Raw genomic sequence first — 23,393 nt, 5'->3', positions numbered from 1 at the left:
TGTATCCGCCGTCTTCTGCTGGCCAGCTTTAGACGTATATAAATTTTTGTAAGGCTTGTTCCTTACATTTATAAATATAATTGGTTTTCAAATTTCACGAGCAACTCAATGAGTTGGCTTTTGTTTGCTTCTATATGGGCGTTTTCCGAATTTGGGCATAAAAAAAGAACCCCTTTCGGGGTTCAAAACCAACTCAACGAGTTAACTAATTTTTTCTTTTTTTATTTCAGTACCTAATTGCTGAAGACCGCATTTCTCAAGAAGGGAGTTAAAATCACTAAGCGAAAGTCCTGGCATTGTCTCCATTATATGAATATAAGTCCTGTCAGGGTCATTATAATAGTTGAGCTTATTCTCTGATTTTTGAAACAATTTTTCAGTAATCCTAAGACATAATTTCATGCCCACACAAATGGCCATTAGAACATTAGTAGTCATGTTATTGTAATTATTATTTTTTATTTTACCATGATAGTTTTTGTGAAGTTCAGTCTGCTCGTTAAATTTCTCAGGATAGTTCCATTTCCTGTTCTCCATCAGAAACCATAAGCACTCGCATAGAGATTTAGTTGGATCACCTATCATCCGCATCAGTTCAATTTCTTCTTCTTCATTATAAGAAGTTATATGGTTTACGAACGACTGATAAACTTCTTCAGGCTCATAATCAAAAGACGCTTGGTATTTTGGATGAAACGTAAGGAGCCTAGTATCAACTCCTTCAACCTTTTTAAGTACAGTATATCCAAGTAAATCTTTGTATGTGTTAGTATATGTTATATAGTTTTGTTCACGGATATTAATTACACATTTTGAAAGATTTTTCTTAGCCTTTTGTGTAAGACGAAGAGTTCCATCTTTTTGAGTAACATACTGACTATCAGCAAGTACAAAATATCCTTCAACAAACACAAAATGTCTTTCGCTTACCCATCTTTGAAGGTTTGAGTCTGCTGCTGTTATTTTAATCGCTTCAACGGGAGTTAATTTAACATAATCATTAGTGCTATTGATTTCTCCATAGACATCTTCATAGTCTGCAAACATTGAGATTGTATCTTTAAGACCAACCTCAATCAGTCTATATTTAACTGATAATCGTGACGTTATGAAAAAGGTGCTTAAATCTTCAATCAAAGTGTCACACAATAATGCAGCATTTTCTCCATCCTCTTTATACTGCTGAATAAACTCTTGTGCTTTCTTTTTAAAGGTGTTTTTTGGCATAAGCACTCTTGGTGCTAATCTGTGTGCCTGCCATTCAAGCCACCTTACTTCATTTTCCTTTGTATTCTTTCCTTCAGATGGTGTAAAGAAAGTCTCTGATTGACGGCACAGAATAGGGTATAGCTTTTCAGATGCGTCTTTATTTTTCAACTGAAGGATTTCAAAATACACCTTATCCTTTTCCCAATGCAGCGCCTCATGGATTAGTGTGTTTCTTTTCGAACCTTCACCATAGACAGCCTCAGAGAAGGGATCAATCAATACAGTTCCAGCGTTAAAAGCAGTTGATGTGTACTGCCTTGTTTCTTGGTTATAAACATCTATATATCCATCAAGTAGCAAACAACAACCAAAAACATCTAAATCTCTAGATAAAGAAGTTTCTTGAACTGTAAGACCCATATCCTCAAGTATCTGTTCAACCGGAAGAGGCATTGGTTCAATCAATGCCTGCTTACAATATTTTGCTAGAAATTTAGTTGCATAATCATCGAGCCGGTTCTTACCAAGAATCAATGCACCCGATTTTCTATTAGTATCATAAATATCACTAGATGTTATTTTGCACTTCATCCTCAACCTGTTCTCCTTTTTCAAGATAATCTAAAGGCATCTTTGCTAAAAGCTTTCTTGCCTCTTTCCAGGTAGGATAGAACTCTTCAACGAGTGCATTGAATTTATGAGTATGATTCTTTTCTATCAAGTGTACTAGCTCATGGATGACTACATATTCAAGGCATTCAACCGGCTTTTTAGCAAGCTGCAAATTAATCCATATTCTTTTTTTATCAATGTTACAAGTACCCCACTTTGTCCTCATGTTCTTAATTTTGTATTCATCAGCATGAAGATTGGTTTTAGTCTCACACCTTGAGACAACACCATCCAAAACTCGTTTAAGTTCTTGCCTATACCATTCGTTAAAAGCCCTCTCTCTAGATTCTTTGGTTGATCCCGTAGGTGCATTTAAAATAATCTTATTTGGTGCCTTGGTAATTACGTACTTATTCCCCTCATAAACAACCTGCAAGCGATAAGGCTTTCCCCATAAATAATGTGACTCACCAGATACATATTCACGTTCAGTTTGACGTGCTTGGGACAGCATCCTGTCTCTAACCTTAGTTATTTCTGGCATTTTCTTTAAAACAAAAAGTCTAATTTCTTCATCAGGATAATCACTCGGTGTACTGACTGTTACCTTTCCTTCTGGTGGATTAACTCTTACGTAAAGATTCTTTAGATTTTTCTTTTTAATAATTTCTATTGGCATACCTCCAATTATTTCGTTACTCATCGTATTCTACCTGCCTCCCAGCTATATCGAAGACTATATTGGTTTTTTTAGTTGCATCATCTTCGGTATAACCATTAACCAATAAACTTTGATATATGGCAAGTCTTATATTTTGTTGCTTTTGGAAATTTCTTTTCCAATCAGGGCGTATTGCATTACGGATAGCCCTATCAATACTCACAGCCATATTTTCATCTTTTTCAAAGTAATCAAAGAATGCTCTTCTTGCCTCGCTATTTTTAATACTGTCGGGATAATCAGAGTTTTCTTCTGGATGTAAAATCGCTTGTGCCAATTCCACAACTTGACGCAAGTACTCCTCATAGCTCATAGCCTCAATTCGTCTTTGGGTTATAATTTTTTGTAGCATTTCAGATAGCTTGCCATAGTAGACTTCATTCGAGGACATCTTTTTGACGATTTCATGTTGCAAGTTATTTTCAATAGTCTCAGCTTTAGCATTATCGTTTCCTGGCAAGTCTTTCACTAAAGCATCGACTGGAGTTGTTGTGGTGCTATTTAGTAACAACTCTACGAGCGACATACTCCCAAGTTCACTTACAATCTTAGAATCATCAGCGCGAATATAAGTGTCAAGGATATAACGCATATCAACTTCATATGGCTTTAAGTCTATGTAATCGCAGCTTGCAAGTTTAATCATTTCTTTGATTTTGTTATATCCAGAAATATCACTTCTAATTTGGTTTACTTGTTCATCTGAATAGCCATAATTACTTACAAGTTTGTCGCAGCAATTTGCAAATGCTCTAGTCAGTGATGCTGTAAGAGTGTATAAAATATCCCTACGTCCTATGGTTTCTTCATCCTCACTATTATCTCCGCAGAAATATTCAATATAATCAGTATCATCTTTTGGTGCATTTACGTTTTGAAGCAGATCCTCAAGTGATGCAATTGAGCCTACCATTTCAGATTTTGCCTCATCATAGCGATTTTTGATAAGCCCTTCAACATCTTCTTTGTCAAAGTTATCGAACGCCTCTGTTGTATAATCAGCAACAGCAAGTTGCACATTACGGAATAAGTCCATATAATCCACTATATAACCATAGTCTTTATCCTCACCATCTGGTCTATTAACTCGGCAGATTGCTTGGAACAAATCATGGTCTCTCATGGATTTATCAATATATAAATAAGTTGCACTAGGAGCGTCAAAACCTGTTAATAGTTTATCCACTACAATAAGAAGCTTCATCTTTGCAGGTTCTTTTTTAAACTGTTCTTTAGCTTCTTTTTCGAACTCAGTTAACTTTTTACCGCGAAGCATACGCTCATAAACAGACTTTTTGTATTCTTCTTCGCCTTCTTGACTTAAGTCGCTTGTTGCAGTTCTAACACTTGCAGTAGTTGGCTCATATGAAGTAACAACTGCACATTTTGTAAAACCATTGCTCGTAAAAATATCCCAATATCTACAAGCCTCGTAAATACTGTTTGCTACTAGCATAGCTGTACCACGGTCGTTTTTAAGACGAGGTTTTAAGCTCATATCAAAGATGATATCTCCTGCAATTTTATCTAGTCTTTGCCTAGAGCTATATAGCTTATTAATGGAAGTCCAACTTTGCTTAAGTTTTACTTTTGCTCTATCCGTTAAGCCTGTGGTTTTATTATCGAACCAAAGATCAACCTTTTCTTTGTTAGTTAAATCCTGATCAACATCCCTAGCCTCATAGCGTAAATCAAGAACAACACCATCTACAACACCTTCATCAAATTTATAAGTGTGAATGTAGGGTCCAAAGGTCTCAAGACTTGTCGATTTGTCAGTTTTAAGTAATGGTGTTCCTGTAAAACCAATAAGAAGTGCGTCAGGCATCAATACCTTTACAGCCTCATGCAATTTTCCAGAGTTGGTACGATGGCATTCATCAATAAAGGCAATAATATTTCCTTTTGCTTTAAAATCAGCAGGTAAGTCTTTCAATAATTCTTTACGATACTGATCTACATCAGATTGATTTCCTGCATTATGACCATACTTATGAATCAATGAGCATATAATAGCATCATCATTTTTATTTAGGATTTCTCGTAAATTAGAACAACTCTTCGCTCTAGTTACTTTCTCATTAACATCAATAAATAAGCTTTCGATTTGATCGTCGAGCTCTTCACGGTCTGTAATGATTACTACACGGCTATCAGTTATATTTTCAATAATCCACTTAGTAAGCCAAACCATAATCAAAGATTTGCCAGAACCTTGTGTGTTCCAAATTATGCCACCTTCGTTATCATGAATTCTTTTTCTTGATGCAATATTTGCAAAGTATTGGTTGTGCCTTGCAACTTTCTTCACACCTGCATCAAAAATAATGAAGTCATGGATGAATGACAAAAATCGCTCTTTCTGGCATAGTGAAACTACACCATCTCTTAGTATATTTTTCTCTTTAGATTGAATATCCTTAATAGTTGCAGATAAATCATCAGTGGCTTTGGTATCTTCTTTCCACTTTAGATAATACTTCTCAGGTGTTTCGATTGTTCCATACTTAAGGCCTTCTGCCTCATTACCTGCAAAAATTAGTTGAATGGTGCTAAAGAAAGGTTGAATATACTCTTTTTTTTGATTTGTAAGATTTTGACGGATACCCTCACCAATACTTACACATGAACGCTTTAACTCAAATACACCAAACGCGATGCCGTTAATGTACAGCACCACATCTGGTCGTTTTCTTTCAGTTTGATTAAAGCATAGTACGCTTACTTCTTCAGCAACATAAAAATCATTATTATCTACATTCTCCCAATCGATATAATGCACAGTTTGACGATTTCTGTTTTCATCTTTTACACCTTGTCTGCCATAGCGAAGAAGAGAATATACGTCTTTATTTATTTGGTATAGGCTATCTACCTGGTTTTTTGCCCTTGAAACAAGTTCTGTTACTGCCTTTGAAATTTGGTCTCTATTATAGCCACGCCTTTCTAAATTCTTTTTTAGCAAATCCTCTTTCACAGGCGTGTTGTCTTGATCTTCAAGGTTGCCGAGATATGTGTAACCTAAGCCACCATCTTTCTCTTCATCTATTAACCAGTGCAGGACCTTGTTTTGTAATTTTCGTTCTAAATCAACAGACATATATCTAACCCCCTTATACTTTAAGGCGCACACGGCCTGTTAAAAGGTCATCCATTGCACCTTCTCTAATTTGAACAATCTTTGCTACCTCAACTTCAAGAGATTTAATTTCTTCGTCCATTGCCGCTAGTACAGAGGCGATGGCTTGTTGTTCTTCAACATCAACAGGGATATATATTTCTGTTTTCCCTATTGATTTTTTAGAAATCGAAGAAACCTTAATACCTGTTACATAAGGCAAGATTTGATCATGGTAAAAATTCGAATTAATGTAATATCCCAAGAAGCCATCTGCTGTTGGATAATTAGGTCTGCAGGCCATCGTATGCAAACCGCTGACTAAAGGCATATTTACATCTCCAACTTGTACTGCTTTGCCTACAGTATCATCTTCTGCCGTATCTGCAATAATTACATCATTCTTTTTTAAATATTGTCTTGCATTTAATTTAGATGTATCTATGACTCTTGGAATATAATCATTTTGAGATAATACACATCCATATTTAGTTAAAACATCACCGTAATGAATATTTCCGATTGCCCCTCTGTCAGATAATTGTTCTCTTGAGTATGTGTTTGTTGGCAACAATGTAAAATATTCATTGAATGGTATTGTATTCCACTCACCATCAAATCCATGAATTCTCGTCTTTCCACTAACGAGATCCTCCAAAGCACCGTCACGGATAGATTTCTTCTTCTCAATTAGTTCGGTTAGGTTATCGATGTGCTCATCAAAGTCTGATAAAATGGAACCAATGGCTCGTTGTTCGGGTAGCGGTGGAAGTATGATAGAAATTTTACTTACAACATTGCTCATAAGTTTAGGATTACCCACATATGATACATATTTAGGTGTTTCTATATTAATAATTTCAGCCATACATATATTTGCATAACCAACTTGTGAGCTTAAAACACCACAAACATTAGTACAATAGAATTTTCCTTCCCTATATTTTGTCGTACCTGCATTAGCGCCATCAGTTGTCCACGTGATTCCATCGGAAAATAGATACTGATTAAAGTATCCCAATAAGCCATTGTTCAATGTTTGCGATGAATAAACAGGATATTTATTAGTTGCATTTTTAATAGGTGATATCTTACTTGTAGCAAGGACTTGACCTCTTTTAATTTGGTAGATATCTCCTATTAATACTTCTTTCCAATCCTTAGGATAAGTTACCATGTGTATCCCATCCTTTCTAAAGCAGACTTCACCTTAGCTTTTGACTGAACTGTCTTTTCTTCAATCTCTCCTAAAGTATGCTCATAGCGTTTTGCAATCAAGACAACTCTTGACGCAAGAGTATTCAGCACCTGGTCAATCGCATCGACGATATCATACTCAAGCCTATACATCCACTTTTTGTCAAAGAGCAAATTCTTTATCTCATCAACTGATAACTCGCCATATTTAGCGAGTACTAGATCATCAAGTACCTTTTGCGCCTCTTTGATTGCCTTGTCAGCTTCTTCTTTTTCTGTCATCTTAGCTTGATATGTGATTAAAGCATTATATTCATCAGCATAAAGCTCAGGTATTACTGCATTGTCGCTTGCATCTTTTAATGCTGCTTTTAACTTGGCCTTACCAAATGAACCATTCTTGTTTCTAAGCTCATATACATTTAATTCGCTATTAGCTTTAACTATTTTCTCCATCTCCGAAGTGTTACTAGCGTCAAATAATTCAATTAACTTTGTGATATCGCTCATTACCGGGGATGTCTTTTTACTTTCAAGCTCCTTAATCTGCTTGTTAAGATTTGTTTTAGGAATACCGTCACCTTTTTCATTTAAGGCATTTACAAGCAGTCCTTCATCCCCGGATTCTTCTTCACGCATTTCATCAAGTTCATTTTCAAGTAAATTTGATTTTTCAATTAACACATTAAGAGCTAATAATTCTGTTTCAAAATACTCATGCTCGATAATTTCTCTCGAAATTAAAGCTCCCTCGAATGACTTCATCTTAGTAGTGTCGTCAACTTTTATTTCTTCTCCACTTTCATCTTTTGCTTTCTTTTGAGCGTACACATATTCAATTTCACGACCAGCCTCATAGCCGCTAGCCTTGATTACATACACATCATCTTGCATTTTCTCATTCCAGTAGTTAAGTAAGAAGTCATACACATCGTAGCTATCTAAAAGTTTTGCAGATTCAAAACACCTCAAAATCTCATTGCCCAAGACACGAATTAACTCTTTTGGATTTGTATCTGTATTAATGGTGAGCAATGAATCCTTTACTGCATTCTTCCACTTATTGAATATATCTCCGCATTCATTTTCCTTTTCGCTCTTAATGTTCTCATCTTCAGAAATGACTGTTTCTATCTCGTTTGGTGACATAGCAAGATTATAAACATTGTGCTTTTCATCAACACATGTAAATATCTCTTGCTTTAATTTCGGTGATATTTTCCATAGTTTTTCTATTGAATTAATATCAACTTCTGGAATACCTCCTTTAAGGTGTGATGTGATGTTGTGTGGTAATGTATCATCAATCTTTTGGATATAACGAGGCACATTTAAGTTTCCATCATTTTCTTCTGATATTTCTTTATAGGTAATATAGCGAGAGTATCCCTCAATTTCTTCTTTATTTATAAAGGTTTGTACTATCTTCTCTATGTCTTGTTCACGAAGACGATTCTTGTTTCCGTCTTTCATAAATCCATTACTTGCATCAATCATAAAGATGCCTTCACGTTTGTCAGCATTCTCTTTATCTATTATGATGATACTAGCAGGAATTCCTGTGCCATAAAATAGGTTTGCCGGCAAACCAACGATACCCTTGATGTACCGCTTATCAAGAACTGCTTTTCTAATTGTCTCTTCAGCATTCCCTCTAAACAACACACCGTGTGGCAGAATGATCCCCGCCTTACCGTGGTCGCTATCCAATGCCTTTAAGACGTGCAAAAACCAAGCATAGTCGCCATTCTTCTCTGGTGGAATTCCATAGCCGTCAAATCTCTTGAATTTATCTTCTGATGGTTTAATTCCATCAGTCCAATCCTTATCGGAAAAAGGTGGATTCATAACAATAAAGTCAAATTTTTTAAGCCCACCAAAATCATCCGTATATGCTGGGTTTGCTAATGTATTACCACTCTTGATTTCACCTGTCCCTTTGTTATGTAGGATAAAGTTCATCTTTGCTAAACCGGCAGTATCGGGATATTTTTCTTGGCCAAATATTGTAACGATTGAGTCGCCATTTTCATCCGTAGGTGCTTCATCTGCTGCACGAATTAGTAGTGAACCACTACCTGCTGCGGGATCATGAAGCGTCCATTTCTTACCTGTCTCTTGCTTAATATCTGCTATACCAATAAGTCTAGCAATAATACGCGATACCTCACTAGGTGTATAAAATTGCCCCTTACTCTTACCAGACTCCTGAGCAAATTTCATCATGAAGTATTCATAAGCATCTCCGATGATGTCATCTCCACTAGCTCTGTTACTTTTAAAGTCAATAGCAGGGTTTTGGAATATAGCAATAAGTCCAGAAACTTTATCAACTAGTTCCTTGCCAGAACCCAACTCATCCGGGTTATTAAAACTAACATCAGGAAGAGAACCTTGAAGACGGTTTTCTTCTAGGAACTTTTGGATAATCTTATCTACTCGTTCACCGACATCACTCTTACCCTTAGCAGCAATCAAGTCATCAAATGATGCACCTTCATTTACTGTAAACTCAGCGAATCGCTGCCCCTTGTATCTGTCTGATACGTATTTGAAAAACAATAGCACAAGTACATAATCTTTGTACCTTGATGGCTCAACTCCACCTCTTAATTTATTACATGCATCCCATAAAAGGGAATACAATTCTGATTTTTTCACGGCCATTCATTTAACCTCTCTCATCATTAATATTTTCTTAGTATTCTGTTATGTCAATTCCTGCTTTTAATAACCTTTCATATCTCTCGTGGGAGATAAGAACAGCTACTGGCTTACCATTTTTTAGTACAAAAGCAGTTTTATCTTCATCAGATAATCCAGTGATTAACTTCGATGATTGTCCTCTTAGAAAATCAGACATATTATAAAATTCCATTGGCTGTTTTAGGGTTTTATCTTCTTTTCCCATGGCTAATCCCACCTTTCCTTTCTATTATATCACAAATAAACTCTTATATAAACTCTTATTTGCACCTAAAAAGTAATTACTATTTACACTTATTATTCTAATTCTTGATTTTGCATTGGTATATAAATCTTATCAACTCAAGCCTATTCTTGCAGTAATACTGTCAACTCGCCACATTTTTTACAGTAATCTCGTCAACTCAATAGCCAAAAAGTAATAATGTCCACTCAACCCTGTATTTTTATGGTTTTGGATATGTTCTTACAATAAAAAAATCCGTGACCTGGAACCCAGCTTGAATATGAGTTCAAAATCACGGAATTCCCTTTATATCAAGCACTTTTATACTCTTATTTATCAACCCTTGACATCAATACGACCGTCTCAACGTGTACCGTCCACGGGAATTGGTCGACAGGCTGAACTTTTTGCAGTTTGTATCCGCTGTTTTGCAATAGTTTTATATCCCTTGCTAAGGTTGAGGGGTTGCAGGATACGTATACTACTTTTTTGGGTGACATGCTGATGATGGTGTCTATTACTTCTTTTTCACAGCCCTTTCTGGGAGGGTCGATTATAACTATGTCAGCTTTTATATTTTGTTTGTAGAGTTTTGGAACAATTATTTCTGCTTTGCCGGCGAAAAATTCAGTGTTATTTATATTATTTCTTTTAGCATTTTCTCTTGCATTTATAATTGATTGCTCTACTATTTCCACTCCGTATACCTTTTTTGCTTTTTTTGCTGCCATTAAGGAAATTGTACCTATGCCGCAATATATATCAAAGCAAATATCGTGTTTTCCTATGTCTGCATATTGGATGGCTGTCTGATACAGCTTTTCTGTTTGGACAGGGTTTACTTGAAAAAAAGTTTCAGGTGATATGGTAAAAACTAAATCATCAATCATATCTATGATTGTACCTTCACCATATAGGGTAATATTTTTTCTTCCCATGATTAAATTTGTATTTTTATTGTTAATGTTTTGTACTATGGTCTTTATATTTGGTACAAGTGATACTAATTCGTTGATTAATTCGCCCTTATTATGAAAATTATCCGTCACAGTAACAATTATCAGCATCAAATCATTTTTACGGTTATTTCTGATTACAATATTTCTTACAATTCCCCGGTTTAAATTCTTATCGTAGGCTTTGATTTTGTATTTCACCATCAGATTTTTGAAAACTTTTACGGCATCATCCGCTTCCTTGCTTTGAAGCATACAGCTATTAATATCAACAGTATTGTATGTACCCTGCTCGTATGGTCCGATTTGTATTTCATCATTTTTTTCCGTAACAGAAAATGCTGTTTTATTTCTGTACCTATATGTATCTTCCATACCTATAGTGTCATATACTATTGATTCTTCAAATGATACATTTGCTCTTTTAAGTTCATTATTTACTCTGTTCTTTTTATACTTTAACTGCTCGTTATAATCCATATGCATTAACTGACAGCCGCCACATTGCTCATAATGTTCACAAGGTGACTTTATTCTGAATTCAGAGGGTTTAACAATATTTATTATCTGTCCTACAGCATAGTTTTTCCTTGTATCTGTTATTTCTATCTCAACTACATCTCCTGTAATTGCTCCACTGACAAATACAACAAAGTTATCTATTTTAGCGACTCCCTGTCCTGTGTGATTTAAATCTATAATTTCAACCTCAGTTATTAATCCGTTTATAAGCATAATTACTCCTATTTCTTTGTTATTTTAATTATACCTTTAAATTTAATCTTGTCAAATTAAACCGGATTATCACGATTATACAAATAACTTAATGTAAAAGACTGACTCAGAATCAAAGTTACAAGTCAGCCTCAGCAAATTTTTAATAAAACCACTGTACAAAGTAAGTTTAAAGCTACAAGACCGGATCTATTCCAATATCCATGCTGCCGGACCTAAAGCCTTCCAAATCCACGGTAATATAAGAAAATCCCATTTCCTTTAAATCAGAAACAATTCTTTCCCTGTTATTAATCAGCCCTTCCATTGCTTCTGGATCCACTTCAATACGAACAATATCATTGTGGAGCCTTAAACGAACATTGCCGTTTAACATAGTTCGCAGAAACTCTTCTCCCTGCCCGATGCGTTCAAGAATATCATAATTAATTTCAGTATTGTAGGGCAGGCGGGTTGCCATACAAGGAGCTGAAGGTCTTGAAGCAACAGAAATTCCATACTCTGCAGCAAGTTTTTTCACCTGAGCCTTAGTAATGTGAAGCTGAGCCAAAAGACTTACAATTCCAAGTTCTCTTAAAGCTTTGATTCCCGGGCGGTATACGTGCATATCATCCTCGTTGGTTCCATCCATAACACTTGAAATCCCAACCCCTTTTGCAAATTCCTTAAGCGCCTTAAAAAGCTTGTTCTTGCACAGATAGCAGCGATTTACAGGATTGAAACGAATTTCCTCCTGTTCCAGTTCATCCACAGTAACAACCTTGTGAATTCCACCCAGTTCCTTTGCCACTCCGGCAGCAATCTCCAAATCACAGGATGGGTGCAGGCGGCTGTCAAATGTAACTGCATATACTTTTTTTCCTGTTTTTTTCACGGCGTCAGCAGCAACCTTTAACAAAAGACTAGAGTCCACTCCTCCTGAAAATGCCAGACAAATATCCTCTTTAGCATATTCAGCCATTGCTTCTTCCAATTTTATTTTTATATTTTCTAATTCTTTTTCCATATTCTTTCTGCCTCTTCTCTGATTGTATAGTACACTGTCTGATAGTCCAAACCATTATTTCTGCATATTTTTCTGATGCTTTCGTATTCAGGATAAAAAAAAGTTCTTTGTCCGTGCCTGCAAATTTTCACTTCTGCCTCACCAAGCTCTGTATTGATGATTCTTTTCTCCCTGCTTAAAATGGTTCTGGACACCGGATACCTTCTCACGCCTATGGTTGTAGTCTGAGTAAACATAATAGATTCCAAGCTGTATATGTCTTCCTCCCTGCATATTAAGGACATCATATAGGCCGGTCTGTTCTTTTTCATATAAATCGGAGTATACCATACATCCGCTGCTCCTACTTCCAGAAGAAGTTCCATGACAAATCCAAGGACTTCACCGTTGGAGTCATCAATATTGGCTTCTAAAACCCACATCTGTTCTGCTTGCTCACCCGTATTTTCTTCTTGAGTAGAATCCTCAATTATCATAGCTCTGAGGACATTGGCTTGTTTAAAATCTTTTTTGCCGGCACCAAGGCCTGTCTTTAATATACGAAATGTAGCAGGCAAGTCTTCCTTGGTCTTAAGCGCTGCTGCTATTGCTGCTCCGGTAGGTGTTACCATTTCTCCCGTATTATCTGTAAAACGCAGCTTCAGTCCATGTGCCGATGCAATGTTCGCAGTTGCAGGTACTGGAACCGGTATAACTCCATGCTGGCACCGAACAGTTCCAAAGCCCTCCGCCAAAGGTGAAACCACCACTTCCTCAATCCCTAAATTGCCAATACATATTGCAGCTCCTACGATATCTACGATGGAATCAATTGCTCCGACCTCATGAAAGTGAACCTCATCAACAGGGATACCATGTGCCCTTGATTCCGCTTCCGCCACAATATCAAACATTTTTTTAGCCATGTCTTTTACTCTTTCGCTTGTTTGCAGCTTTTCAATAATAGTGTAGATGTCATGGATATTTCTGTGTGTATGTTCGTGATGATGTTCATGGTGATGGTGATGTTCATGTTCGTGCTTGCAATCATGCCCATGCTCGTGCTCATGATGGCCGTGGTTATGATGACCGTGATCATGAGCATGCTCCTCTTCCAAACGCACATTGAAATCATAGGCATCCAGTCCGCATTTCACAGTTCTCCCGAAATGAAGATGATATCCGCCAATCCCCAAGCTATCAAGAGCCTTTACTAAAACCTCTTTGTCAGCTCCTAAGCCCAGCAGAGCCCCTACAGTCATATCTCCGCTGATTCCTGAATTGCATTCTAAATACAATATTTTCCCCATATTATTTCACCACCAGTCTATTTATTTGTGTTGCCAGGTAACCTGCTCCATAACCATTATCAATATTTACTACTGATATTCCATTGGCACAGGAATTCAGCATGGTAAGGAGAGCCGACAATCCGTGAAAGCTGGCTCCGTATCCCACAGAGGTAGGAACCGCAATAACCGGGCTTTCTGCCAGCCCTGCAATTACCGTTCCCAGAGCTCCCTCCATTCCGGCCACCGCAATGATACAGTTAGCCTTTGCTATACGTTCCCTCTGAGTAAGTAGGCGGTGAATACCAGCAACCCCCACATCGTAAATACGGTCCACATAGCATCCGAAGTATTCTGCTGTCTGAGCCGCCTCCTCAGCAACCGGAATATCCGCTGTTCCTCCGGTACAAACCGCTATACAGCCCTTTTTCTCTTTTTCCGGACGCTCCACTTTCAAAATTCCGGATATGGGATCATACTGCACCTCAGGCACAATGCGCCTTACCAGCTCAAACTGCTCCTTTGAGGCTCTTGTTCCCAAAACCTCTCCGTCTCTGTCATAAAACCTCTTATATATTTCCACTAAGTACGGATCCGGCTTTCCCTGACAGAACACTGTTTCTCCAAAGCCTGAACGAAGTGCCCGATGATGGTCCAGCTTGGCATATCCCAAATCCTCATAGGGAAGATCCTTTAAAAGCTTTTCAGCTTCTCGAATCTCTATTTCTCCGGATTTTACCTTATTTAACATCTCTATTATATTCATTGCTTCACTCCTAACTGATCTAAATTAATTCTTCTTGTACACACACGTTTCAACAATCCTTCTGAATGGCTTACCATCATTAATCCTATACCCCTGCGAGTTGTTTCCTCCATGAGAAAATTCCATATCTGGCTCTGTGTAATCAAATCAAGCATGGTGCTTATTTCATCTGCAAGCAGGAATTGTGTTCCCTGTCCAAGAGCTCTGGCAATACAAAACCTCTGAAGTTCTCCGCCCGAAACCTCTGAAGGATAACGTTCCAGCCAGTCAGGTTCAATCCCCAGACCTTCTATTACATGCTTTTCTACCCTGTCTCCCTCTTTTAAAGTCTCTTTCAGACGAAGCCTTGGATTTACGGATAATTCCGGATGCTGCCATACCATCTGAACAGGGCAATAACGCTTATATGTGGAAAGCCGTTTCCCATCTAAAAGAACTGCACCTGAATCCGGTTTTTCGTATCCTGCCAGAATCTTGCAAAGGGTGGTTTTTCCAAAGCCGCTGGGAGCGGTAATTCCAAGACGCTCATCCTTATCCATATGCATGCTTAAATTGTTTATTATCTGTCTGTTTCCGTTGTCATAACGGAATGAAATATCAATTGCTTCCAGTCTCATCTAATTTCACCGCCTGCCATTATACAACGCACCATGCCCCCTTGGAAGTTTCGGTACTCCACTTCCTGAAGGCATTTCTCCTGCACATATTCGCACCTTGGAGCATAAGTACATCCATCAGGTCGATTTCCAGCGTATGGCTGGGTACCCGGTTCAGCAGAAAATCCATTATCCGGCATAGCGCGATAAAGTGATCTTGTATAAGGATGACGAAGTCGATTTTCTTCTAAAAAGTCATATGCCCTTGCCTCCTCTAAATTGGTTCCTGCATAAAGTACAACTATTCTGTCCGCAACCTCAACAGCCAGCTCCAAATCATGGATAATGAGAAGCACCCCGGCTCCTTCATCTGCAATTTCCCGGAAATGGGACAGCACACGCCTTGCAATGTCAATGTGAAGTCCGGGAGTTGGCTCATCTGCAATCACCAATCTAGGCTGCTCCATAACCGCAGTGGAAATCAAAATCCTTCTTATCATTCCGCCGGACAGCTCAAAGGGATATAGATTTTCAGTGTCCCTGTCAAGTCCGTAACACTTCAGCACCTCCAAGCTTTTCTGCCTGCTGCTCTCATCCTTTTTCCCTTTTCGAATCTGCAGTCCCGTCTTCATCAGGGGATCCAGATAGGAAACACTCTGAGGAACAAGGACTATTTCTTTTCCTCTGAGCTCCCTCATTCTCTTTTCCGTAAGAGTTTCTCCATAGAATGAAATCTCTCCGTTCCTGGTGGCATTGTAGGGCAAAATTCCTAAAACACTGTGAGCTAAAAGGCTTTTTCCCGATCCGCTGGAGCCCACTACTGCCACCATCTCACCCTCCTTGACATCCAGGCTTAAATCCTTGATTGCAAGGAGATTTTTCCGGCGGAATGCTCCCTCGTACTGAGAAAATGACACAGATAAATTTTTTATTGATAAAACCTTTTTTCTTTCTTCCAATTATTGTCCTCCAAGTTTTCCCTGAAAATTAATTTGTATAGCACCCTATTGATGTATACGTCCCGGATCTATCAGCCGCCCCAAGGTGTCTCCCACAAGATGAAACAACACTACCACTATTGTAAGAAGCAATCCCGGGAACAATGCCAGCCACCAGCTTCCCATTGTCAGGTATTTCATACCTTCTGACAGGATTATTCCTACAGCCGGCTGCTCCGGAGGAAGCCCGAAGCCAAGAAACGTAATACCTGCCTCGTGCAAAATTGCATGAGGAAACAGCAGTACAAACCCTACGAGAATCTGTGGCAGCAGATGAGGAGTCATATGCTTAACTGCTGTTTTAAGCTTACCATGTCCAAGCTTTTCTGCTATTTTAATATACTGGCTTTCCTTTAACTGCAAAACCTCCCCGCGAATCAAACGAGCCAGTGAAGTCCAGTGAGTCATAGCTATGCCTGTAATCACTCCTTTAAATCCTTTTCCAAGGGCAAAGGATATGAGAACAAGTAAAAGAATATGAGGAATTCCCATAACCAGATCAATAACACCCGATACAAAACCATCTGCTGCCTTTCCCATGGATGCCCCGATTATTCCAAGAGAAAAAGCAATAACAGCACTGACTGCAGCAGCTAAAAACCCAAGCATGATGCTCATGGAAATACCGGTCATAGTTCGTGCAAACATGTCACGACCCATCCAATCTGTACCAAAAGGATAGGAAAAGGATGGAGGAAGGTTTTTTCGGGAAAAGTCAACGACCATTGCTTTATCGTAAGAGAAATACCCGATAATGGTAACTGCAACCAAAAATATAATCGAAAGAATAAAAAAGCAATACATGGTTTTCCTACTGTTCCATTGTTTCATATATTGTTCCTCGCTTTCCGTATCCTTGGATCTACAATTCCGTACAAAATATTGGCCGTAAAATTACCCGTAAATACAATTGCAGCACTGATTACAGTAATTCCTAAAAGCAAGGGTACATCACCGCCAAGCCCTGCCGTTACTGCCGCCTGACCAATACCGGGGTAAGAAAATACCTGTTCCACAAGAACAGAGCCCCCTATAATCTCACTTATGGATGCAAACTGAAGTGTCAGTGCAGGTAAAAGAATGTTACGGATACCGTGTCCTAAAACAATCTGAGTTCCTGTTTCTCCTCTTGCTTTTGCAAAAAGCACATAATCACTTTCCATAACCTCCAGCATTTTCTCCCTTGTATGGAGAATCATAGAAGAGATTCCTGTTATGGAAAGAGTTAAAACCGGCAATATGCCATGAAGTATCCTGTCCCCGATGGTAACTTCTGCTGCTTCTGTTCCTATAGGAACGCTTAAACCTATGGGAAGTATTTTAAGCCATACTCCAAAAATCATCAAAAATACCAATGCAAGCCAAAATGCCGGCGTACTGGCAGTAATCAGCGCATAAGCTGAAATTCCCTTATCCAGTCTTTTCCCTCTGTTTGCTCCCGCAAGGATTCCAAGAGAGAACCCAACAATACCGGAAATCAGCCATGAAATTCCCAGCATTAAAAGTGAATTTGACAGTTTCACTCCTATGACGCGGGAAACAGGCTGTCGGTATAACAGGGAAACACCAATATCTCCCCGTATGAAATCACCTGCCCAGGAAAGATATCTCCTGACAGGAGGAATGGAGGTTCCCCAATATTGTGACAGCTTTTCAATCTGCTCCTGACTCATGGAGCCCAAGGCCGTCTGACCTACATTTACCTTTAAAGGATCTATGGGAGAAACTGATACCAGAAAAAAAGCAACAATGCTGACTAAAAACATGAGAATCGTCATTCGTACAAAATTTTTCAATATAAACAAAAATTCCTTTCTCATTCCCATCCCCATTGATCTACGTTATTGACAATCGACCACCCATGTCCATGAGGATGGATCTTCTGCTCTGCAACCTTGAGGTCTTCCCTTGACCAATATAAATGATCAATATTTACCAGCCATACCCATGGTATATCTCCTTCATGAGTGACTCCGGTTTCTCCATCCCACTGTGCCTTTCTCCAGAGCTCATTGGATTTTTCCATATCCTTTTCAGCCAATGCTTCATCCATGTACCGGTCAACACGGAAATTGGCATATGGCGAATAAGCTGCAAGTCCGGTATCCTCCATGGTATGATAAATATTATAAAATTCCATGGGAGTATGAGCTCCCCAACCCCAAACAAGTGGGTTGGACTGAGCAGAATCATAAGCTGTATCCCAGCCTACTCCTTGTATCTGACCGTCAATTCCCAGTTCCCTTAACTGATTCACCGTATCTGCCGCGAGAGCCTGGCGTACAGAGTCGCTGGCCGGATAAAGCAACAGAAGCTCTGCCCTTTTTCCGTCCTTTTCTCGTATTCCATCCGTACCTTTCAGCCATCCCGCTTCATCAAGCAGTGCATTTGCACCTGACTGGTTATATTCTGCTTTAGAAGACGGCTCATACCATGGCATTTTGTCACAAACGCTGTATGCGGGACTTCCATATCCGTTCAGTACATTTTCAATCATTTCTTCACGGTTTATTCCCATATTAATTGCTCTTCTGACTTTTACGTCACATGTAAAATCATTTCCAACAGGACCCCCGTCTGCTGAAACGCTTCCCGATGGAATTGCCGGAAGATTAAAGCCCCTGTTGTCCACTGTCTGAAAGGATAAAAGCTCATAACCGGGTATGTTCATATTTGCATAAGGGGCTGCCGTATAAGCCAGATCTGCCTGTCCTGCTCTTATGGCAGCCAAAGCACCATCCTCTTCCATAAAAAGTATGGTAACTTTTTTAATATTCGGTGCTTCTCCGTAATAATTTGAGTTGGCTTCCAAAATCACCTGCTGACCTCTGTCCCATTGTTTCAATACATACCTTCCCGAACCCACAGGGTTCTCTCCGTAATTCGGTCCATAACTGTGTTCCGGCACAATTCCAACTGTTGCCATGGTATATGGCCATATGGAATATGGTCTGTTCATATGGAATACTACAGTTGTACCATCCGCTGCCTCCGCTCTGTCCAGCATTGTAAAATCATTAACGGAGCTTGTACTCTTTAAGGTGTTGTAAGTAAATGCTACATCCTCTGCTGTCAGCTTTTCGCCGTCGGTAAATGAAACATCATCACGAACTTTTACAACCCAGTTCAATCCATCATCACTTACCTCCATTGACGTTGCAAGGTCATATCCGATGCTTAAATCCTTACCGGTAACCGTAAGGGTACTCTGAATCAAAGGCTCATGTACGTGCTCTCCGGCTCCCCAGCCATACGCAGGGTCAAAGCCTGCCTCAGGCTCTGAGGTAACACCCATTACTACCACCACGCTATCTCTTATTTCCGAAGAAAAGTCCGGTGTTTCTGTATTTTCATCTTTGCACCCTGAAATAAGCAATATAATCATAACCATCATCAAAATAATATTAATTCTTTGTTTTGTCATAACCCTCTATATCTCCTCTCTGTCTGTTATGTCAATATAATGTCTTGACTCACTTAATTCATCATTTCAAAAAAAAGAAAACCATAGAAGAGTTTTCGAACTTCTTTCTATAGTTTCCTACTATGATTATACTTATGAAATTTCATTTAGTGATACGTCAACTTACAATATATGGTTAGACATTTTGTCTATTATTATGTATTTCATATACATATTATTTCAAAAGAAGTATATCATCTTACGTTATTTACGTCAATATAAATATTCCTTTAGTTTTCGTAAAACAATCCATAGTATGGTAAAATATAATTTCACTTATCACAAGATTCAAAGAAACACACAAGCTATCCTCTGATAATTAATAATCTAATTTCATTACCCATTTCAGTGCGTCAATATAAACAAAAGAAAGATTTTCTCGTGTTATAAAATAATCTTTGTCATTATCTATAGCATTGAACTTTAACAATTCATAATTAATTACAATATCTAATATTCTTTTTATTTCATTATCCGTACCCAGCAAAGCTTCTTTAACATCATCAGCCAGACAAAGTTCATTCACTATTTCATTCATATCCCTATTAAGAAGAACATTAATTGAAGAGAACATTCCCGTCATAAAATATTCAGATTGCCTATCCGTTTTTCCCGTCTCCAATGCTAAAAGCTCCATGAATTTTGCTCTTATAAAACAGTTTCTTATTAATTCTTTATTTTCTATAATCTGTATATCCTTGAGCATCATAAGATAAACCCATTTCTTAATTTCAATTAAACCTAATTGAACTAACGCCTGTTTAATAGAAAGTATCTGATTCCTCGTTCCAAAGAAGGCAGAATTGGCAAGCTTCAATAATTTATATGAAAGTCCCATATCGGTTTCAATTATTTGTGAAATTCTTTGATAATCCGGTTCTTTCTTATTTAATTCATTCATAATTCTGATCAAGCTGTTATTCAGACTTCCTATCTCTTTACCCTTAACAATAACGGGTTTACTGAAAAAATAGCCCTGAAAATAATCATAACCCATATCCAGTGCCAATAGGTATTCTTCTCTCGTTTCTACCTTTTCAGCTAAAAATTTGATTTTGTTTTTATACTTCTTTATTAATTTTCGTTGTGTTTCGTGGTCAACAGCCGAAAACTCTATTTTAATTATATGAGCAATTTCCATTAAAGGAAGATACGATTCGTTAAAGACAAAATCGTCAAGCGCTATTAAATAACCGTTATCTCTTAACTTTCTGCATGCAGCAATTATATCCTCATTTATTTCCACTCTTTCTAAAACTTCCACAACTGTTGTATCGACGGGTAACAATAATGGAATCTCCATTAACAGCATGTCCTGAGAAAAATTTATAAAAGCCTTAGTTCCACTTGTAAGCTCAACTGAATGCATTGACAAAAAGTAATTGTTGATTAACTCGGCTGTTGCCTTATTATCATCAATTTCTTCAAAGAAATTATTCATACTCCTGCGATAGAGCAATTCATATGCGAAAACATTCATATTCCTATCAAAAATAGGCTGCCGACCTACATAAATATCCATTATATATTTTCCTCACCTTTAAATTCTATATTAACCATATATATAGTTACCCATCTCTCAAGCATATAAACATCTATAAAGTATTCTTCATTTTATCATGTAAATTCATTATAGCCATATTTATTAGAGATTCATAATCATGTATATCATCTGAAATAGAAGCAACTGAATAATTTGCTAAAATTCGGACATTATTTTTATCTGTTTTAAACAAATTATTTCTGAACTTATTATCAATTATTTCAGCAATATGATTTGCTTTCTCAAAATCAGAATTGTTAAGCACTGTTATGAGAATATTCCCCATATACCGCCCTGTCCAATCATCATGGTTTTCTAAAGAGCTTATAATCATTTGAGCATACTCACGCATTATCTCATCATCAATATTATAACTATATTGATTGCTCAGCACATCATAACTGTAAATTATTGATAGAACTATGGAAAATGGCATTTTTTCATGACTGTTCCTGCGCAAACAAACAGGCAATTTTTCATCTATAAATTGTCTGCAGTAAAGCCCTGTAAGCTCGTCCCTGAAAAATGTACTGTTATCAATAAAATCCTGCGTTTTAAAATTATCTGTATTAAATCCAATATCAACATTATATGTAACCTTTTTCAAAAATTCTATAACATATATCTTTTTACCTACGATTTTCGGAGTGGCTATCACTGTAAAAAAATTATTATTATTCTGATGATCGATTTTCATAAATGTGTCATTCATTATATAAGCCATGGTAGAAATACAGTTTTTGCATGATTCATTCCTGCCCCAGAAATCATAACAAGTTCCTGAAAAAATACTCTCATTATCGTTAGATATCACCCATGACATATGCTTTATAGGATCAACAATACGCACTATATCATATATTTCGTTACATATTGACTGTTTATCGCTAAGATTTTCGAAAACAACAGGAAGAAACTCATCGGCAGAATCTTTATCGGACTTTGATTCCGTATTAATACAAGCCGTATTTCTGAAATCTGACGGCACAACACCTGTAAACTTCTTGAAAATTGTTGCAAAATGATTCTGATAACTAAAACCTACTCTTAAAGCTATCTCAAGAATGCTTAAATTTGTATTAAGCAGCAGTTTTTTGCTCTGCTCGACTCTTATTTTGTTTATATTGTCCATCAGGTTGAATCCTGTCTCTTTTTTAATCATATTTGAGAGATATGCAGGGCTGAGATTAGTATGTTTTGCAAGCTTGTCTAACGTTATTTTTTCTGTGTAGTGTGCTTCTATATATTCAATTACCTGCCGTATAGGTTTTGTATAAGATATTTTCCGACTGGATGCCACGATTTCGGTAAACCTTACCATTGTATTTTTCATCAATTCATATAAATCGTTAATATTATCAAAGATTTCCATTTGACGAATAATCTTATCCGCAAGATCTAATGTTTTGTAATAAGGAGCATTAGCCTCAATCGCAGCATAGCAGCTCATGGCACAAACCTTAATTAAATTATTCTTAAGTGAACGTATATAGCTTTTATCCTGAAGCTGATCCATAGGTATGCTTCCTGCATTAATGTCATTTACAAAGCTTAGCAACGCTTCAGTATCACCTCTTTGAATACATTCCTTAATTGTTACGTAATTTGAAAATGTACTGTGTCTTGTTACGGCATCTTTGATTATATCGGCGCGTTTATCAGGTTTCATAATACTAAATTCGATTTCAGGGTTGACATCATCTTTGCCTTTCAGAACCTGCCTCGGTGTTCCTTCGGAAGAAAAAGCAGTTATTAAACTATTAAGCACCATTCCCATAGGCATTATTCTATCATAAGGTACTACGGGAACTTTCAAAAGCAAGGATCTCATGGTCTTCCTTTTTTCTGTCGAAAGATTCATGGAATCAAGAAGCTTTTCCACTTCGTATGAATACAGCTTATTAATAAAGACAAATTGTGTAACGAAGGCGCCAACATATCTATTGTCGTTATAAAGAAACCTAACATTGCAAACAAGGTTAGATTCTAAAGAAAATGTATAAAACATATTTTGTTTAATCGATAAAGATGAAAATTCTTTTGTTAAAAATGAAGTTATCCTGTTTAAGCCTAATCCAATAAAATCATTGACAATATTCTTCGAAGGCAAGCACGAAGTAATATTAAGTTCTGTGTCAAAGAATAAAATACCTATTTCGGTAGCTTTATAAAAATTATTTAATATTTCATGTATTTTATCATCATTTAACATAATAAATTCAGTCGAGTAGACTCAAACTCGACTCCCTCCTCTCATTAGTGAGGGTAGAGTC

At 37.4% G+C, this 23,393-nt stretch carries 17 protein-coding genes; all 17 read right to left on the bottom strand.

The features are described from left to right. Window positions 1–201 precede the first annotated feature (201 nt). Window positions 202–1,800 carry an ImmA/IrrE family metallo-endopeptidase gene (locus tag RTW14_RS18150; RefSeq protein ID WP_312654134.1) on the bottom strand — a complete coding sequence of 533 codons (1,599 nt, stop codon included), beginning with the start codon at window positions 1,798–1,800 and terminating at the stop codon, window positions 202–204. Then, window positions 1,778–2,524, bottom strand: coding sequence for a M48 family metallopeptidase (locus RTW14_RS18145; RefSeq protein WP_312654132.1), 747 nt, complete (start codon window positions 2,522–2,524; stop codon window positions 1,778–1,780). Before RTW14_RS18145 ends, RTW14_RS18150 begins: the two co-directional genes overlap by 23 nt. Beyond that, a complete protein-coding gene (locus RTW14_RS18140) occupies window positions 2,517–5,642 on the bottom strand; it encodes a type I restriction endonuclease subunit R (protein ID WP_312654130.1) in 3,126 nt (1,041 codons plus the stop codon). The genes RTW14_RS18145 and RTW14_RS18140 overlap by 8 nt, the downstream gene beginning before the upstream one ends. Window positions 5,643–5,655: 13 nt before the next feature. Further along, window positions 5,656–6,837, bottom strand: a complete 1,182-nt coding sequence (locus RTW14_RS18135; RefSeq protein WP_312654128.1) for a restriction endonuclease subunit S — start codon at window positions 6,835–6,837, stop codon at window positions 5,656–5,658. After that, window positions 6,831–9,524, bottom strand: a complete 2,694-nt coding sequence (locus tag RTW14_RS18130; RefSeq protein ID WP_312654126.1) for an N-6 DNA methylase — start codon at window positions 9,522–9,524, stop codon at window positions 6,831–6,833. The genes RTW14_RS18135 and RTW14_RS18130 overlap by 7 nt, the downstream gene beginning before the upstream one ends. 31 nt (window positions 9,525–9,555) lie before the next feature. Further along, on the bottom strand, window positions 9,556–9,768 hold the full coding sequence (locus RTW14_RS18125; RefSeq protein ID WP_312654124.1) for a type II toxin-antitoxin system Phd/YefM family antitoxin: 213 nt from the start codon (window positions 9,766–9,768) through the stop codon (window positions 9,556–9,558). A gap of 350 nt (window positions 9,769–10,118) precedes the next feature. Then, window positions 10,119–11,480, bottom strand: coding sequence for a 23S rRNA (uracil(1939)-C(5))-methyltransferase RlmD (gene rlmD, locus RTW14_RS18120; protein ID WP_312654122.1), 1,362 nt, complete (start codon window positions 11,478–11,480; stop codon window positions 10,119–10,121). Window positions 11,481–11,655: 175 nt separating this feature from the next. Then, window positions 11,656–12,486, bottom strand: coding sequence for an ATP-dependent sacrificial sulfur transferase LarE (gene larE, locus RTW14_RS18115; RefSeq protein ID WP_312654120.1), 831 nt, complete (start codon window positions 12,484–12,486; stop codon window positions 11,656–11,658). After that, window positions 12,471–13,775: a nickel pincer cofactor biosynthesis protein LarC gene (gene larC / locus RTW14_RS18110; protein ID WP_312654118.1), complete on the bottom strand. Its 1,305-nt coding sequence runs from the start codon at window positions 13,773–13,775 to the stop codon at window positions 12,471–12,473. Before larC ends, larE begins: the two co-directional genes overlap by 16 nt. Before the next feature lies 1 nt (window position 13,776). Then, on the bottom strand, window positions 13,777–14,520 hold the full coding sequence (gene larB / locus RTW14_RS18105; RefSeq protein ID WP_312654116.1) for a nickel pincer cofactor biosynthesis protein LarB: 744 nt from the start codon (window positions 14,518–14,520) through the stop codon (window positions 13,777–13,779). Continuing rightward, on the bottom strand, window positions 14,517–15,137 hold the full coding sequence (locus tag RTW14_RS18100) for an ABC transporter ATP-binding protein (RefSeq protein WP_312654113.1): 621 nt from the start codon (window positions 15,135–15,137) through the stop codon (window positions 14,517–14,519). The genes larB and RTW14_RS18100 overlap by 4 nt, the downstream gene beginning before the upstream one ends. After that, the gene (locus RTW14_RS18095) at window positions 15,134–16,075 is read right to left on the bottom strand and encodes an ABC transporter ATP-binding protein (protein WP_312654111.1); all 942 of its coding nucleotides are present in this window, start codon (window positions 16,073–16,075) and stop codon (window positions 15,134–15,136) included. The genes RTW14_RS18100 and RTW14_RS18095 overlap by 4 nt, the downstream gene beginning before the upstream one ends. Window positions 16,076–16,120: 45 nt before the next feature. Further along, window positions 16,121–16,945: an ABC transporter permease gene (locus RTW14_RS18090; protein ID WP_312654109.1), complete on the bottom strand. Its 825-nt coding sequence runs from the start codon at window positions 16,943–16,945 to the stop codon at window positions 16,121–16,123. Next, window positions 16,942–17,934, bottom strand: a complete 993-nt coding sequence (locus RTW14_RS18085) for an ABC transporter permease (protein ID WP_331654507.1) — start codon at window positions 17,932–17,934, stop codon at window positions 16,942–16,944. Before RTW14_RS18085 ends, RTW14_RS18090 begins: the two co-directional genes overlap by 4 nt. After that, window positions 17,931–19,538 carry an ABC transporter substrate-binding protein gene (locus RTW14_RS18080; RefSeq protein WP_312654105.1) on the bottom strand — a complete coding sequence of 536 codons (1,608 nt, stop codon included), beginning with the start codon at window positions 19,536–19,538 and terminating at the stop codon, window positions 17,931–17,933. Before RTW14_RS18080 ends, RTW14_RS18085 begins: the two co-directional genes overlap by 4 nt. Window positions 19,539–19,896: 358 nt before the next feature. Continuing rightward, on the bottom strand, window positions 19,897–21,099 hold the full coding sequence (locus RTW14_RS18075; RefSeq protein WP_312654103.1) for an EAL and HDOD domain-containing protein: 1,203 nt from the start codon (window positions 21,097–21,099) through the stop codon (window positions 19,897–19,899). A 73-nt stretch (window positions 21,100–21,172) separates the two neighbouring features. Beyond that, window positions 21,173–23,332, bottom strand: coding sequence for a helix-turn-helix domain-containing protein (locus RTW14_RS18070; RefSeq protein ID WP_312654101.1), 2,160 nt, complete (start codon window positions 23,330–23,332; stop codon window positions 21,173–21,175). Window positions 23,333–23,393: the final 61 nt, after the last annotated feature.

Source organism: Aminipila sp., assembly GCF_032051575.1.
Lineage (GTDB): Bacteria > Bacillota > Clostridia > Peptostreptococcales > Anaerovoracaceae > Aminipila.
The sequence above is the reverse complement of the archived record's forward strand: the minus strand, read 5'-3'. Positions and strand labels throughout refer to the sequence as shown.